The following is a 15,796-nucleotide window of genomic DNA, read 5'->3' on the forward strand; positions in this document are numbered from 1 at the left end:
TGAAAAAATAACAAGTATTGATAAAATCTATGATAATGTATTTGTAAAAAAACAATTTAATACGGTAAAATGATGAAATATTAACAAATAGACCGTATTCTATAACCCGGTCTAGTCTGTCGTCTAGTACCGGGTTCAATCTTTCTATACTCATTATGGCTGAAATGCCTTGAAAAGTCAATGGTTTTTTGATATTATAAAAATGTGAAAAAGCTCTTGAAATAAGGCTTTTTATGTGTTATCTTAAGTAGGCATGATATGTAATACGGGGGTAGATGGGCAACTGGTGTGCCTCCTGGTCTTCAAAACCAGTGTTGGGCGTTAGGAGCGTCCTGGGTGGGTTCGATTCCCACATGCCTCCGCCAAAAGAAAGCTATTGAAGTATATAGAAAAAGATAGTCTTTTGACAAACATGATAAAAGTTTGACAGAATAAATTGCCTATAGATTTTACCTATAGATACAATCGGATAAGTTGGGCGGGATAGGTTCAAAGTATTTCGTCTTTACTTAATATAATAACAATCAAAGTATGAGAAAAGGAGATGTGTGTCATGGAAAAAGTACAGTTATTATTACGTCAGCACGTAGGTGCACCTTGTGCCCCATGCGTAGCTGTAGGTGATAAGGTAAAAAAAGGTACATTGATTGCCACACCAACAGGCTTGGGAGCTAATATCTTCTCAAGTGTTTACGGTGAAGTATCTGAGATCCTTGAAGACCGTATCGTCATCAAGGCAGATGCAGAACAGCCAGATGAGTTCGTGCCGATTGATGTGCCGGAAGATGCATCAAAGCTTGATATGATCAAAGCAGCTGGTATTGTAGGTATGGGTGGAGCCGGATTCCCGACAGGAATTAAGCTGAATATTGACTTATCCGCAACAGAGCAGGGTGAGTTCAGAGAGGATATCAACCCAGAGCTTCCAAAAGACTTCAAACTGGAGCACAGCTACATTCTGATCAACGACTCTGAGTGTGAGCCGGGTCTTGCTCACAATATTAAGCAGACTATTGAGCAGACAGACAAAGTTATCCGTGGAGTAAAATACTGCATGGAGATTACAAAAGCAGATAAAGCAATCTTTGCTATTAAGAAGAAGAACAGAGAGGCAGTTCTTAAACTTCTGGATGCTTTGAAGGATGAGGAGAACATTTCCGTTCACCTGCTTCCGGATATCTACCCGATGGGTGAAGAGCGTGCCGTAGTTCGTGAGTGTCTGGGCGTTAACCTTGATACCACACAGCTTCCGTCAGCAGCAAGATCGGTTGTAATCAACCTCGAAACAGTTGCTAAGATCGCTGAAGCTATCGAAGAGAAGAAACCATGTATTTCTAAGAATGTTACAGTTCGCGGTAATATCAAGGGCGGCAGCGAAGCTCATGTATTTATGGATGTTCCAGTTGGTATCTCTGTAGGAGAGCTGATCGAGATGGCAGGTGGACTTGATAAAGATGATTCAGTTGGTGAGATCATCATGGGTGGTGCGTTCACAGGACGTGCAGCAGAGCTTGATGAGCCTACAACTAAGACAACAGGTGCAATTCTTACAACATATAGAATGCCTGATCTTACAGATAAGAAAGTTGGACTTCTTGTCTGTGCATGCGGCGGCAATGAAGCTCGTATGCGTACAATCGCTGAGAAGATGCATGGAGAAGTTGTTTCTGTATGCAGATGTAAACAGGCAATCGAGAACAAGCCGGGTGCACCACTGAAGTGTCTGCGTCCAGGTAACTGTCCGGGTCAGGTTAAGAACAACATGCAGTTCAAGAAAGATGGATGTGAATACATCATCATTGGTAACTGTTCAGACTGCTCTAACACAGTTATGGCTTCTGCACCACAGATGGGACTTAAAGTATTCCATCAGACAGACCATGTAATGAGAGCAATTGGTCATGCACAGTATCGTCAGCTTACAGTATCTAAGCAGGTTGACCAGGATATCAACGTAGAAGACTAATTGGCAGTATTAGCGGTATAATTCGCATAGGGAAGCGAACTACCCCGATATTCTAATCCCGAAGCGATTATATATAATATGGAGAAATCTATAAATAAACAAGGAGGTAAATGTTATGTCAATCACAGCTGAAACAGCGAAACAGCACGCAAATGATCCTGCAGTGTTATGCTGTAGAGCAGAGGCTGGAATCACTATTGAGCCAGCCAACCTTGAAGATCCGGCGATCTTTGATGAACTGGTAGACTCAGGATTACTGAATCTTGACGGATGCCTGAAGATCGGTCAGGTTCTGGGCGCTAAGCTTACAAAGACAAGTGATTCTTTGAGCCCACTTACAGCAGATAATATGGAGGGTTACAAAGACTCTGTAGAGGAGGAAGCTCCGGCAGAGGAAGAGGCTCCGGTAGAAGCGGCAGCACCGGCAGCACCGGCAGCAGCTCCTGCAGCAACAGCAACTGCAAAGGTTGCAGGCGGAGTTCTTAAAATCCACATTGGAGAAGGTAAAGACATCGATCTTTCAATTCCAGTTGGTGCACTTGGCGAAGGTGGTTCTGAAGTAGTAGAGGTTGCTCCGGCAGCAACAGCAACAGCGGCGGCTCCAGTTGCAGCTCCTACAGCAGAGACATTGGCAACAGAAGGAAAGGTTGTAAGAAGCCTTACAAGAAAACATTTTGCAATCACAGAAGTTAAGAGAGGACCGGAGACAACAATCGAAGGAACAACACTTTACATTCGTGAAGGCATTGAAGCAGATGTAATCGCAGATTCTGAGCTTGTTAAAGATTTTCATCTGGAAATCATCACACCGGCTCAGTACCACACATATTCAGAGACTATCATGGACGTTCAGCCAATCGCTACAAAAGAAGGAGATGCTAAGATTGGTCAGGGCGTTACAAGAGTAATCGATGGCGCTATCATGATGCTGACTGGTACTGATGAAGGCGGAGTTCAGATCGGTGAGTTCGGTTCTTCGGAGGGATATATGGACGAAAACATTATGTGGGGACGTCCGGGATGCCCAGATAAGGGTGAGATTTTCATCAAAGGTAATATCGTAGTTCAGGCTAAGACAAACATGGAACGTCGTGGACCTATGGCTGCACATACAGCATTTGATATTATCACACAGGAAATCCGTGAAGCACTGAAGAAACTTGAAGATGATCAGGTAGTAGATACAGAAGAATTTACACAGGTTCGTCACCCAGGACAGAAGAAAGTAGTTATTTGTAAAGAGATCATGGGACAGGGCGCTATGCATGATAACTTCATCCTGCCAGTAGAGCCATGTGGAATCCTCGGAGCAAGAGCTAACGTTGACCTTGGTAACCTGCCTGTATGTATGAGCCCACTGGAAGTTCTTGATGGATGTATCCATGCTCTTACATGTATCGGACCTGCATCTAAAGAGATGACAAGACATTACTGGAGAGAGCCACTGGTACTTGAGGCACTCGCTGATCCAGAGATCGACCTTTGTGGTGTAATCTTTGTTGGATCTCCACAGATCAATGCTGAGAAGTTCTACGTATCTGAGAGACTTGGTCAGACAGTAGAGATGATGGATGTTGATGGAGCTTTCGTTACAACAGAAGGTTTCGGAAATAACCATATCGACTTCGCTAGCCACCACGAGCAGATCGGTATGAGAGGAGTTCCTGTAGTAGGACTTTCATACTGTGCAGTTCAGGGAGCACTTGTAGTTGGTAACAAGTACATGACAGCAATGGTTGATAACAACAAATCAGAAGGCGGTATCGAGAACGAGGTTCTTGGTAACAACACACTTTGCCACGAAGATGCAATCCGTGCTCTTGAGATGCTCAAGGTACAGATGGCAGGCGAGACAGTGAAGCCGGCTGAGAAGAAATGGAATCCAAATGTTAAAGCTTCTAATATAGAGGCAATTGAGGATGTGCTGGGACACAAGCTTGATCTTGTGGAGAACGAGCAGAATCTTCCACTTAGCCAGAAGCGTATTGACAAAGGATATAACTAGAAAAGGTGTTTTAAATGAATGACGAACGTTTGAAATATGGTGACAGAATCATATATATGGAAGGTATCTGCGTGGATGTTGATGATTGCAGCATCAGCGTCGATCTGAAAGGAAGACTAGGGTTTTTCAAAGCTCCGAAGAGAATGTTTATCTGCGATACTGAGCCGAAGATCGGTCAGGAATTCGGATGGCATATGAGTTTTCCGGAACAGCTTGGGCCTGAGATCCATGAAAAGTACGTCAGCAATTTAGAAAAAGAGCGTCGTAAACAAGCGGAAATGAACGCTCGGTCGAAGAAAGAGGAGGAATAAAAATGAGTTTAACGGTTGTTAAAGGATTACAATCAGAAATCTTCGTTCCAATTACTCCACCGATGGTATGGACACCAGTAGAGAAAGAATTGAAAGATATGACAGTTGCGCTTGCTACAGCAGCAGGTGTACATCAGATTGATCAGGAAAGATTCAACCTTGCAGGTGACTTCACATGGAGAAAGATCGATGATAAGTGCCCATCAGACAAATTGATGGTATCCCATGGTGGATATGATAACAGTGATGTTAACAAAGACATTAACTGTATGTTCCCAATTGACAGACTTCATGAATTGGTAGCAGAAGGATTTATCAAAGCTACAGCTCCTTACCATGCTGGATTCATGGGTGGTGGCGGAAACCAGGAGAAGTTCAAGCACGAGACTGGTCCGGCAGTAGCAGCAATGCTTAAAGAGGAAGGCGTAGATGCAGCAATCCTCACCGCTGGATGAGGTACCTGCCACCGCTCTGCAGTATTGGTGCAGAGAGCGATTGAAGAGGCTGGAATTCCTACAGTTATTATTGCAGCCCTTCCACCAGTCGTACGTCAGACTGGTACACCACGTGCGGTTGCTCCGTTGGTTCCGATGGGAGCTAATGCAGGTGGTCCACACAATGTGGAACAGCAGACAGCTATCGTTAAAGCTACTCTTCAGCAGCTGGAAGAGATCCAGACACCTGGAAAGATCGTACCACTGCCATTCGAGTATGTTGCTAAGATCTAATAGTTAGTCGTTAGATTGAAAGGGAAATGGCGTAGCCATTTCCCTTTCTTATTACCTGATTTAATTGTAAGAAAAGTAAGAACAAATATCTGAAATGATTGAAATAATTTGGGATTATGGTAAAATATAATTAGATAATTTGGAGATTAGAATCTGAAATATGAGTCAGAAGGAGGAGCTCTATTATGGCAGTTGAAGAGAAAAAACTACGTCGGCTCACGATTAAGGCGTATCATATGGATACAGTTGTGATGGGGGATCGCAACGATATTACGACAGGCGGTAAGATGACCGTGTGTAAAGACATTATTCCGGATTTACTGAAGGATGCGAAGTATATTAAAGATATTGATATTCAGGTGATCCAGCCGGGTGAACATGACCGGTGGACGAATACGATCATGGATATCATCCCGATTTCGACAAAGGTACTTGGAGTACTTGGAGAGGGGATCACACATACGATTACGGGGGTATATGTGATGCTGACCGGAGTAGATGTGAATGGAAAGCAGTGCCATGAATTTGGCTCCTCTGAAGGTAATCTGAAGGATCAGCTGGTTCTTAACCGGGCAGGTACACCAGGGGACAATGACGTGATTATTTCCTTTGATGTAACACTTGCAGCGGGCATGGGACAGGAGAGACCTGGTCCGACAGAAGCACATCTGTTATGTGATAAGTTTATTGATATTTTTAGAGCGAAGTTGAAGAACTTTAATGGTAATCAGTGTACAGAAAAGCATGTCTACAATGATGTGGTGCGTCCGGGCGGTAAGCGAGTGTTAATCATTAAGCAGGTAGCCGGACAGGGTGCGATGTATGATACTCATATGTTTCCGAAAGAGCCGTCCAGCTCAGAAGGAACCAAGTCGATTATTGATATGGAGAATATGCCGGTGATGATCACACCGAATGAATACAGAGACGGAATCATCCGCTCTATGCAATAAGGAGGAAGAGAATTATGGGAATTGGACCATCGACCAAAGAGACTACATTACATCATTTTAGAGATCCTCTGCTGGAAGTGGTATCAGAGGATACAGACCTTGATCTTCTCGGAATCCTTCTTGTGGGAACGCCGGATGGTAATGAAGAGAAGATGTTCGTGGGAACAAGAGCTGCTGTTATGGCAGAATGTATGAGAGCAGACGGAGTTATTATTTCCTGCGATGGCTGGGGCAACAGCCACGTTGACTATACAAACACTGTGGAGCAGATCGGTAAAAGAGGAATTCCTGTAACGGGAATTACATTTAACGGTACGGTTGCTCAGTTCGTAGTTGTGAATGACTATCTGGATGCGATCATCGATATTAATAAGAGTGCGGATGGAACTGAGACAGACGTTGTGGGTGAAAATAACATGACTAAGTTAGATTGCCTGAAAGCAAAGGCTCTGTTGAAACTCAAGATGCAGAAGAAAGAACGCGAAGAAAAAGCAATTAAATAAAGATATACATACAAAGGGAAATGCATTTCCTGAAAGTGGAAATGTATTTCCCTTTTACTATGAAAGAGCGGAAGGGGGATGTGAGTATAGGATGGAGAACGCGAATAAGGAGCTGCAGGAAGATCGCAGAAAGAATCATTATGTGGTGGAGACAAAGCGTGACACCAAGCTGATGCTGACATTTATAGAATTTAAGAACAGAGTGGAACATCCGGCAGCTACGGTTTATATGATTGCAATGGGTGTGATGCTGATTGGTTTGATGTATAAGCAGGCAGACAGTATTGCAATGGTTGGAAAAGTAATTGGCTATATATTTGGTGCAGTACTGATATTGATGGGATTGTTCCGGAAGTATATATCGGTGTATATGATGAAGAATAACCCAGAGGTACATGTCAATGAAGAGATTACATATCTCTTCGGTAATACTGGTATAAGAGCTGATAAGCCACAAGAAGGGACGGAAGAACACCTTGCTAATTATAAGGAGGTATATTGCGTCTGGGAGGATGAAGCAGACTTTTATCTGGGAATGAATAATGATGATCTGATTGTGTTACAAAAGGCGAATTTTACTACAGGAGAGGCATCTTTGTTCAAAGATTTTATTCTGGAGAAGAGTGGGGTTAAATATATATGGAAGCCTGCGAAGTTTGTAAATGTCTGCAAGAATGCAGTGCTTAAGGCGAAAATCAGAGCTACACAGATGCAGATGGCAGCGGATCAAGATGGTAAAGAGGAAAAATAAAAGAATTCATTCGATGAAAAAGGAGTTTGAATCGTGAGATCCAAACTCCTTTGTATTTACTATATTTAGTTTTCTTGAATGTTGCCTATGCTGCGTCGCCCTTCTTGATTGCATCATGCAGATACAGGAATGCTGTGATGTATACAACCACAACGATAACCTTTGTCAGAACATTGATATCCATAGAACCTACGAATTTGTAAGCTACATATACACCAACTGCTCCGAAGATAGCCTGTGTCCAGCAGGCAACTGGATCAAAACGTCCAGCTGAGATGAATTTCGGACCATTACCGAAAGCCATCAGGAATGCACAAGATCCCATCATAGCCGGGAATGCACAACCTGCATTCATTCCAAGTGCAAGTACCATAGCCATACAAGGTGCATACAGACCTACACCGATACTCATAAGAGCACCAAAGATGAAGTTACCAACAACAGCAACTACAAGCTTGATTCCGCGAAGTCCAAGTGCCTCACCCTGTGTACCGAACGGACCAACGCCCAGGTTCTTCATAAGAACTACAGAAGCAAGGATAAACAAACCAACGAACAGAGCATAACGTACTTTCTTACGGTCGAACTTAGATACGACATCAGCCATAACAAATGATCCGAGAATAGATACAACAATCATCAGAACGAGTGTCAGAATATCCATCTCAACAAAACCAAAGAACAGGAAAGCCTCTACACATACAGGAACGGTATCACCTACGTTAAGGGTACCAGGTACTAAGATGTCGTCTACTGATTTGGTAAGTTTGAATCCAGCTGATGATGGAGCAAAAGAACCAATTCCTAAAGTATCGAAGAAGTTAGCGAAGAAACCAATGATACATGTAGCGATTAAGTTTCTTGGCTGTAATCCGCGTTTCCACAGTTCTTCACCGTTAAGACCAATTTCAGAATCCTTTTCAGGATTAGCACGAAGCTCTTTAGTTTTCTTAGCCATAAGGATAACATTTAAAAGAATACCGATTACACAGAGTGCCTTCAAAATGTACATTGCCATAAAACATCCCTCCAGATTAATATAAAATTGTAAATGTGCAAAGTGATCACGCCTATATATGTACGTGAATCTGACACCCCGATTTGTCAAATTCACTATAGAAATATGTGTCACTTTCTTTAATCTGATTGTATCAGTCTCCTTGTTAAAAGTCAATCAATATGGTGCAAATAATTAAATTTTTCTTAAGCAAAACTAGAATATGGACTAGAATTTGTACTAGACTGGATTCTAGTAGACAAACCGTTACGGAGCAGTTCTTTTTTTATACATCTTGAAATTCCGTACTTTTTTCACTTGAGATAGCAGAGATAGCTACAGCATAAGATATAATAATACAGACATTAGAGAAACTAATATATACAAATATTAAAAAAATGACAATAATGCATATAAAAATAAATTGACAATAAAAATAAGTATAGTACTTAAATAAGATTGAAAATAGATCGCTTAATTTGAGGAACGATGTGCTCTTGGTGATTAGCGATAGTTATATCGATATTAATATATATAATTTCAATATTGACTTTAAAATAGCACGATGATAAAATTTAAATAAAGATGAAGTGTGGGTAATTGATATTAAGTAACATGACTTGCGCATGTTATGGATGGAAATGGGGGCTATTTTATGGAACAGAAACAAGAAAAATTTAGTACCATAGGGTATATAGCTGCTGCTCTGGGTATGTGTATTGGAACTGGTAATGTGTGGCGCTTTCCTCGAATCTGTGCGGCGAATGGAGGCGGAGCTTTTATTCTGGCCTGGACAATTGCGATGCTGGTTTTTGCTGTTCCGCTTCTGTCGACGGAAATGGCGATCGGTAAAAAGGCGAGACTTGGATGTATTGGATCTTTTCGTGATTTCGGCGGAAAGAAATATACATGGATGGGATTTTTTGTGGTTGCGGTTTGTTTCTTCCTTATGAGCTATTATTGTGTGCTTCAGGGATACTGCCTTAAATATGCTGTGAAGTCCGTTGCTTCATTTGAGACGAATCTGACAACAGATACTACGGCGGCGATCTGGACCTCGTTTACAGATTCGCCGGCACAGGTGATTTTCTTTCATGCGATCGGATTTGCGTTAGCTTGTTTTATTGTGTATCAAGGGATCGCAGGTGGAATTGAAAAGTTCTGTAAAGTTGCGATCCCGGCATTGTTTGCGATTCTTGTTGGGTTGTCAATCTATGCAGTGACATTAAAGGGCGCAGATCAGGGGCTTCAGTATTTGTTTACGATTAAGAAAGAGTATATTCTGAGTCCGAATACCTGGATTCAGGCATTTATTCAGGCTGCGTGGAGTACCGGAGCGGGATGGGGCTTTATTATTACATATTCTAATTATGTAGGAGAAGATGAAGATGTCCCGACCAGCTGTCTGATCATGGGGCTTGGCGATAACCTCGGAGCAATTCTTTCCGGACTTGTTGTGATTCCGGCAATCTGTGCACTTTCTGCAACACCGGAAGCGGCAGCGGAAGCATTGAGCCAGGGCAATTTCGGACTTACATTCATTTACATCTATCAGTTGTTTACAACGATTCCTGGTGGAAGATTTATTTCGTTTATTTTCTTCGGACTGCTTGCGATCGCAGCGATTACTTCGCTTTTCTCAATGATCGAAGTTGGAGTAAAGTGTGTGGTAGATATGGGCGTTGGTCGTAAGAAAGCTGTTGTAGGTGTTTGCTTCGCAGGTTTCGTGGCAGGATGCTTCTCGGCATGGTCTCTGAATAATATTGATAATCAAGACTGGGTATGGGGAATTGGACTTCTCGTCAGCGGAGCTTTTATAGCAATTCTTGCAATCAAGTATGGCGTAGAGAAGATAAGAACAGAAGAAGTCAATGCGAAGGGTGCAGAGATTCGCCTTCCGAAATGGTACTTTAATACATGCATGTATATCATGCCTGTATTGGTAGTGGTTATGGTTGGCTACTGGCTGCTTCAGACAAAGGAATGGTTCCCGGATACATGGCTGAATCCATTTATCATTCAGGATAATACAGGAACTGTACTGTTGCAGTTTGGTGTGGTGATTGTTGTTGGTATTGCGCTTGGCAAGTTCTTCAACCGCAAAACAGCAAAAGGTCGGATAACAAAAGAAGAGAACTGCAGGTAGAATTGTGAAAGAAGGTGTTCTTTATGACGATGGATGCAATTATTATGATGATAATTACACTGGTAGGTTACATTGGCAGTTTTAGCTATTTTATGATAAGGGTCTTTAAAAAAGAAAAAAGTAAAGCGGTGAGATAAATATCCTCCCGGATTGATGTTGGAATATACATTGATCTGGGAGGATATTTTTATGGAAATTTTGAGATATAAAAAGTGATCGGTTAATCATCCAGAAGAAAGTCTTTGGCGTACTTTAGAAATATCTTGGTAGCTGGCGATAAGGCATCCTGGGATGTGAATGCCAGTCCGAGTTGCCTGTAAACTCTCGGTACTAACGGCCGTACGGCAAAATTTCCGACCTGCCCGCGGAGCAGAAGGCCCGGTAGTATCGTCATTCCTAATTCGTGTTCTACCATTGAAATGGAACTGAATTCGTTGATGGTGACATAGCGGATATCTGGTTTGATCTTATATTGCTTTAAAATGCGATGAACGTCATTGCCTGGCGTGTAGTCGGTGACGACGAACGGAGCGTCCTGAAACCATTCCAGAGGGATTTTCCCCTGTTTGGCGAATTCGTGTGCGGAAGGAACTACAGCGTAAAGTTCGTCATCCATGACCGGCAGGAACTGATAACGCTGATTCTTCTGGTAACTGATGAATCCGATGTCGACCCGTCGGTTTTCAATCCACTCTGCCAGATCGCCCTCGGTTCCTTCGATGATTTTGAAACGGATATCGGGATAACTTTTTTGAAATTCGCGGATAATCTTAGGAATCCAGTGAATCGAACAGCTGAGATATGTGCCGATGCGGATCGTGCCGACCTGTGCACCTTTCAGTGAAGCAATTTCCTGGTTGATTTCCTCATCGGCGTTCAGAAGATTCCGGATGGCAGGAATTAATGCTTTTGCTTCTTTGGTCAATGTGACGCCGTGATTATCCTTTATAAATAGAGAGAAGCCAACTTCTTTTTCGAGTGCTTTCATCATCTGGGTAATACCGGACTGTGTGTAGCCCAGCTCTTCGCCTACGCGGGTAAAGCTGCCGTAGTCATCTGCGGCAAGCATGACTTTCCATCTTTTTGTATCCATGTAACTTCCTTCTTTCCTATTATAATAGATGTATGATATGATGCCAGGGTCAAAAGGTCTAAATCCACATGAGCTCGCTCATAAGTGGATGAAAGACCTTGGGACCCGCCCCAATATGAGCCTAAAAGTGGGATGCTAATCCCACGATATGCGAATAATTGGGAGGATTGTGGGAGTGCATAGCACGGAACAATCCGCAGGCATCATAGTTGGGGGGTGCCCCTCCAACTATGATGGTAAAAGAAGAATCCTTGACCATAACGTTTCCTTATATATAATATGATATAATATAATGGCACAACGGTCAATGGCAATAGAAAGGGATATTTCTGGATAACGGGTATGGTTTTTTGAGTGCGAAAAGTGTAAAAATACCGGACTCGGGATTGTATGTAAAAAAGTACAATAAAAACAAAAAAAACCTTGCAAATATAAAAGATATCCGATATACTGAAAAAGCTGTGACATTGATAGCTGTGAAGCGCGAGGTTGCCGTCTGAAAATGACGGGTTTTCCGTGGAGCGAATGTCAAGTTAGGAAACTGGCGACAAGTCACTGTACGAAACTATAACGGCCACTGAGATGTGGTAACAACGTGTGAGTTTCTCACGACACACACGGGAGAGTGTACAGTCACCGCTTGTCGTACTGAAGTTAAAAGTACGAAAAGGAGGCGACTTTTTTTATGGCAAGTCAAGTAATGAGAATCACTTTGAAAGCGTATGATCATCAGCTGGTTGATGCGTCCGCTAAGAAAATTATCGAAACTGTAAAGAAGAATGGAGCACAGGTGAGTGGACCGGTTCCGCTTCCAACTAAGAAGGAAGTTGTAACAATTCTGAGAGCCGTTCACAAATACAAAGATTCCAGAGAACAGTTCGAGCAGAGAACTCATAAGAGACTGATTGATATCATCGCACCTACACAGAAAACTGTAGATGCACTGTCCAGACTGGAAATGCCGGCTGGTGTTTATATTGATATCAAAATGAAAAACAAATAAGCAGTCCTAACATTTAGGATGAACACACATGTGGTGTTCCGCTGTAAATCAAGGAGGTAATTATAATGAAGAAAGCTATTTTGGCTACGAAGGTCGGAATGACTCAGATCTTCAACGAAGACGGAGTACTGACTCCTGTAACAGTTCTTCAGGCTGGTCCTTGTGTAGTAACACAGATCAAGACTGTAGAGAATGATGGATACAGTGCAGTACAGGTTGGTTTTGTTGACAAGAAAGATAAGACAGTTAACAAAGACAAAAATGGTAAAAAAGAAATCGTTCATCGTCACGGTGTGACAAAGGCTGAGCAGGGACATTTTGCAAAAGCTGGTGTTACAAGCAAAAGATACGTGGCAGAGTTCAAATTTGAGAACGCTGATGAATATGCACTGGCTCAGGAAATCAAAGCTGATATCTTTGAGGCTGGCGACAAGATCGATGCAACTGCAATCTCTAAAGGTAAAGGATTCCAGGGCGCGATCAAGAGACACAATCAGCACAGAGGACCTATGACACATGGTTCTAAGTTCCACCGTCATGCTGGTTCCAACGGAGCTGCATCTGATCCGAGCAAGGTATTCAAAGGAAAGAAGATGCCAGGACAGATGGGTAACAAGAAGATCACAATCCAGAATCTTGAGGTTGTTCGCGTAGACGCTGAAAAGAACCTGCTTCTGGTTAAGGGGTCTGTACCGGGACCAAAGAAATCTTTAGTAACAATCAAAGAGACAGTAAAGTCTGGCAAGTAGGCTTTAACTAAGGAAAGGAGGAACGCTAGAGATGGCAAACGTAGCAGTTTACAATATCGAAGGTAAAGAAGTTGGTACAATGGAACTGAACGATGCTGTATTTGGTGTAGAAGTTAATGAGCACTTAGTACACATGGCAGTTGTTAACCAGCTTGCAAATAAACGTCAGGGTACACAGAAAGCTAAAACACGTTCTGAAGTATCTGGTGGCGGAAGAAAACCATGGAGACAGAAAGGAACAGGTCATGCAAGACAGGGTTCTACAAGATCTCCACAGTGGACAGGCGGCGGAGTAGTATTCGCACCGACTCCAAGAGATTATTCATTCAAGATGAATAAGAAAGAGAAGAGAGCTGCTCTGAAATCTGCGCTTACAGCAAAGGTTGAAGAGAACAAGTTCATCGTTATCGATGAGATCGCACTTAGCGAGATCAAGACAAAGAGCATTGCTAACATGCTGAAAGGCTTAGATGTAAGCAAGGCACTGGTTGTTCTTGAAGATGGTAATGTAAATGCAGAGATCTCTGCTAGAAACATTGCTGATGTTAAGACAGCTAAGACAAATACAATCAACGTATTTGACGTTCTGAAATATAACACAGTAGTAGCTACTAAGGCTGCTGTACAGGCAATTGAGGAGGTGTACGCATAATGGCAAACATTCAGTATTATGATGTAATCCTTAAACCGGTAGTAACTGAGAAGAGCATGGAGCTGATGGGTGAGAAGAAATATACATTTCTGGTACACACAGAGGCAACAAAGTCTCAGGTAAAAGAAGCTGTAGAGAAAATGTTCGCAGGAACAAAAGTAAAGAGCGTTAACACCATGAACCTTGACGGAAAACAGAAGAGAGTACGTGGAACATGGAAGTTCGGTAAGACAGCTAAGACTAAGAAAGCAATCGTTCAGCTGACAGATGACAGCGCAGATATCGAGATTTTCGAGGGACTGTAAGAACGAAACTGAGTATACGGTGCAATTCCGTGAGATGAATAATTAGTAATTCGAAAGGAGAAGTAATCATGGGAATTAAGACATATAACCCATATACGCCTTCCAGAAGACAGATGACTGGATCTGATTTTTCGGAGATCACAAAGAAGACTCCTGAGAAATCTCTGCTGGATTCTAAGAGCAGACAGGCAGGACGTAACAACCAGGGTAAAATCACAGTTAGACACCGCGGAGGCGGAGCTAAGAAGAAATACAGAATCATCGACTTCAAGAGAAGAAAAGATGGTATTCCGGCAACTGTAATCGGAATCGAGTACGATCCGAACAGAACAGCTAATATCGCACTGATCTGCTACGCAGATGGTGAAAAAGCATATATCCTTGCACCAGCTGGACTTACAGATGGTATGAAGGTAATGAATGGACCTGAAGCAGAGGTTAGAGTAGGTAACTGCCTTCCTCTTTCAGAAATTCCGGTAGGTACACAGATCCACAACATCGAGCTGTACCCTGGAAAAGGTGGTCAGCTTGTTCGTTCCGCTGGTAACAGCGCGCAGCTGATGGCTAAAGAAGGCAAATACGCAACACTTCGTCTTCCATCAGGAGAGATGAGAATGGTTCCGATCGTTTGCCGTGCTTCTATCGGTGTGGTTGGTAATGGAGACCACAGCCTGATCAACATTGGTAAAGCAGGACGTAAGCGTCACATGGGTATCAGACCTACAGTACGTGGTTCTGTTATGAACCCTAACGACCATCCGCACGGTGGTGGTGAAGGTAAGGCTGGAATCGGACGTCCAGGTCCGTGTACTCCTTGGGGTAAACCGGCACTCGGCCTGAAGACCCGCAAGAAGAACAAGCAGTCTAACAAGCTGATCGTAAGAAGACGTGATGGTAAAGGTATTAAATAATAGATTCGCAAGGAGGTAGAACCATGGCTCGTTCACTTAAAAAAGGACCATTCGCAGACGCTAGTCTGCTTAAGAAGATTGATGCTATGAACGCATCTGGCGACAAGTCAGTTATCAAGACCTGGTCTCGTCGTTCTACAATCTTCCCAAGCATGGTTGGACATACAATCGCCGTTCATGACGGAAGAAAACACGTACCGGTGTATGTGACAGAAGATATGGTTGGACACAAGCTTGGAGAGTTTGTTGCAACCAGAACATACAGAGGACACGGAAAAGACGAAAAGAAATCTAAAGTTAGATAATTAACAGTATTTGAAAGGAGGGTTCATCCATGGCTAAAGGACATAGATCCCAGATCAAGAGAGAAAGAAATGCTAACAAGGACACAAGACCTTCAGCAAAGTTATCTTACGCTAGAGTGTCAGTTCAGAAAGCATGCTTCGTATTGGATGCCATCAGAGGTAAGGATGTACAGACAGCACTTGGTATTTTAACTTACAATCCAAGATATGCTTCAAGCTTAATAAAGAAATTATTAGAGTCAGCAATCGCAAACGCTGAGAACAACAACGGTATGAGCGCTGATAACCTTTACATTGCAGAAGCTTATGCAAATAAAGGACCAACAATGAAGAGAATCAGACCTAGAGCCCAGGGTAGAGCTTACAGAATCGAAAAGAGAATGAGCCACATTACACTGGTACTGGATGAAAGATAAGG

General features: G+C 42.7%; 18 protein-coding genes and 1 tRNA gene. 17 read left to right on the forward strand and 2 right to left on the reverse strand.

All coding sequences use genetic code 11. From position 1 onward, the window contains the following. The first annotated feature begins 267 nt into the window (after positions 1–267). The 9 genes from OCV65_RS03170 (at position 268) to OCV65_RS03205 (ending at position 7,217) form a co-directional block, all read left to right on the forward strand. Positions 268–365, forward strand: a tRNA-Sec gene (locus OCV65_RS03170). Between the two features lie 188 nt (positions 366–553). After that, complete coding sequence (locus OCV65_RS03175) at positions 554–1,966, forward strand: proline reductase-associated electron transfer protein PrdC (protein WP_262580927.1); 1,413 nt, start codon at positions 554–556, stop codon at positions 1,964–1,966. Between the two features lie 115 nt (positions 1,967–2,081). Then, the gene (gene prdA, locus OCV65_RS03180; RefSeq protein ID WP_262580928.1) at positions 2,082–3,971 is read left to right on the forward strand and encodes a D-proline reductase (dithiol) proprotein PrdA; all 1,890 of its coding nucleotides are present in this window, start codon (positions 2,082–2,084) and stop codon (positions 3,969–3,971) included. A 14-nt stretch (positions 3,972–3,985) separates the two neighbouring features. Further along, complete coding sequence (locus tag OCV65_RS03185) at positions 3,986–4,282, forward strand: CBO2463/CBO2479 domain-containing protein (RefSeq protein ID WP_118382483.1); 297 nt, start codon at positions 3,986–3,988, stop codon at positions 4,280–4,282. Positions 4,283–4,284: 2 nt separating this feature from the next. Beyond that, entirely contained in the window at positions 4,285–4,737 is a 453-nt protein-coding gene (locus OCV65_RS13550) for a glycine/sarcosine/betaine reductase selenoprotein B family protein (RefSeq protein ID WP_465245496.1), read from the forward strand. Between the two features lie 27 nt (positions 4,738–4,764). Continuing rightward, the gene (locus tag OCV65_RS13555) at positions 4,765–5,010 is read left to right on the forward strand and encodes a hypothetical protein (protein ID WP_465245497.1); all 246 of its coding nucleotides are present in this window, start codon (positions 4,765–4,767) and stop codon (positions 5,008–5,010) included. A gap of 185 nt (positions 5,011–5,195) precedes the next feature. Then, entirely contained in the window at positions 5,196–5,963 is a 768-nt protein-coding gene (gene prdD / locus OCV65_RS03195; protein ID WP_118452179.1) for a proline reductase cluster protein PrdD, read from the forward strand. A gap of 14 nt (positions 5,964–5,977) precedes the next feature. Next, positions 5,978–6,466 (forward strand): glycine/sarcosine/betaine reductase component B subunit, encoded by a 489-nt coding sequence (locus tag OCV65_RS03200; RefSeq protein ID WP_262580929.1) that lies wholly within the window; start codon positions 5,978–5,980, stop codon positions 6,464–6,466. A 91-nt stretch (positions 6,467–6,557) separates the two neighbouring features. Further along, on the forward strand, positions 6,558–7,217 hold the full coding sequence (locus OCV65_RS03205; RefSeq protein ID WP_262580930.1) for a YcxB family protein: 660 nt from the start codon (positions 6,558–6,560) through the stop codon (positions 7,215–7,217). Between the two features lie 85 nt (positions 7,218–7,302). Here OCV65_RS03205 and OCV65_RS03210 read toward each other — a convergent pair whose 3' ends face one another. After that, positions 7,303–8,235 carry a permease gene (locus OCV65_RS03210; protein WP_262580931.1) on the reverse strand — a complete coding sequence of 311 codons (933 nt, stop codon included), beginning with the start codon at positions 8,233–8,235 and terminating at the stop codon, positions 7,303–7,305. Between the two features lie 634 nt (positions 8,236–8,869). Here OCV65_RS03210 and OCV65_RS03215 point away from each other — a divergent pair. Further along, positions 8,870–10,360 (forward strand): sodium-dependent transporter, encoded by a 1,491-nt coding sequence (locus tag OCV65_RS03215; protein ID WP_262580932.1) that lies wholly within the window; start codon positions 8,870–8,872, stop codon positions 10,358–10,360. Between the two features lie 220 nt (positions 10,361–10,580). On the opposite strand, the gene OCV65_RS03220 is transcribed toward OCV65_RS03215, so the two are convergent. Continuing rightward, positions 10,581–11,453, reverse strand: a complete 873-nt coding sequence (locus OCV65_RS03220; RefSeq protein WP_262580933.1) for a LysR family transcriptional regulator — start codon at positions 11,451–11,453, stop codon at positions 10,581–10,583. Positions 11,454–12,138: 685 nt separating this feature from the next. Here OCV65_RS03220 and rpsJ point away from each other — a divergent pair. The 7 genes from rpsJ to rplV all read left to right on the forward strand — a co-directional run bounded on the left by rpsJ (position 12,139) and on the right by rplV (position 15,794). Next, positions 12,139–12,456, forward strand: coding sequence for a 30S ribosomal protein S10 (gene rpsJ / locus OCV65_RS03225; protein ID WP_118382489.1), 318 nt, complete (start codon positions 12,139–12,141; stop codon positions 12,454–12,456). Between the two features lie 65 nt (positions 12,457–12,521). Beyond that, positions 12,522–13,205 (forward strand): 50S ribosomal protein L3, encoded by a 684-nt coding sequence (gene rplC, locus OCV65_RS03230; protein ID WP_118452182.1) that lies wholly within the window; start codon positions 12,522–12,524, stop codon positions 13,203–13,205. Positions 13,206–13,236: 31 nt separating this feature from the next. After that, the gene (gene rplD, locus OCV65_RS03235; protein WP_118382491.1) at positions 13,237–13,857 is read left to right on the forward strand and encodes a 50S ribosomal protein L4; all 621 of its coding nucleotides are present in this window, start codon (positions 13,237–13,239) and stop codon (positions 13,855–13,857) included. Continuing rightward, the gene (rplW, locus tag OCV65_RS03240) at positions 13,857–14,162 is read left to right on the forward strand and encodes a 50S ribosomal protein L23 (protein WP_118382492.1); all 306 of its coding nucleotides are present in this window, start codon (positions 13,857–13,859) and stop codon (positions 14,160–14,162) included. The genes rplD and rplW overlap by 1 nt, the downstream gene beginning before the upstream one ends. Before the next feature lie 68 nt (positions 14,163–14,230). Beyond that, positions 14,231–15,073: a 50S ribosomal protein L2 gene (gene rplB / locus OCV65_RS03245; protein ID WP_118452183.1), complete on the forward strand. Its 843-nt coding sequence runs from the start codon at positions 14,231–14,233 to the stop codon at positions 15,071–15,073. 23 nt (positions 15,074–15,096) lie between these two features. Beyond that, positions 15,097–15,378, forward strand: coding sequence for a 30S ribosomal protein S19 (gene rpsS, locus OCV65_RS03250; RefSeq protein WP_118382494.1), 282 nt, complete (start codon positions 15,097–15,099; stop codon positions 15,376–15,378). A 29-nt stretch (positions 15,379–15,407) separates the two neighbouring features. After that, on the forward strand, positions 15,408–15,794 hold the full coding sequence (gene rplV, locus OCV65_RS03255; protein WP_118382495.1) for a 50S ribosomal protein L22: 387 nt from the start codon (positions 15,408–15,410) through the stop codon (positions 15,792–15,794). Positions 15,795–15,796: the final 2 nt, after the last annotated feature.

The sequence above is a fragment of the Dorea ammoniilytica genome (assembly GCF_025567415.1).
In the GTDB taxonomy this organism is placed as follows: domain Bacteria; phylum Bacillota; class Clostridia; order Lachnospirales; family Lachnospiraceae; genus Claveliimonas; species Claveliimonas ammoniilytica.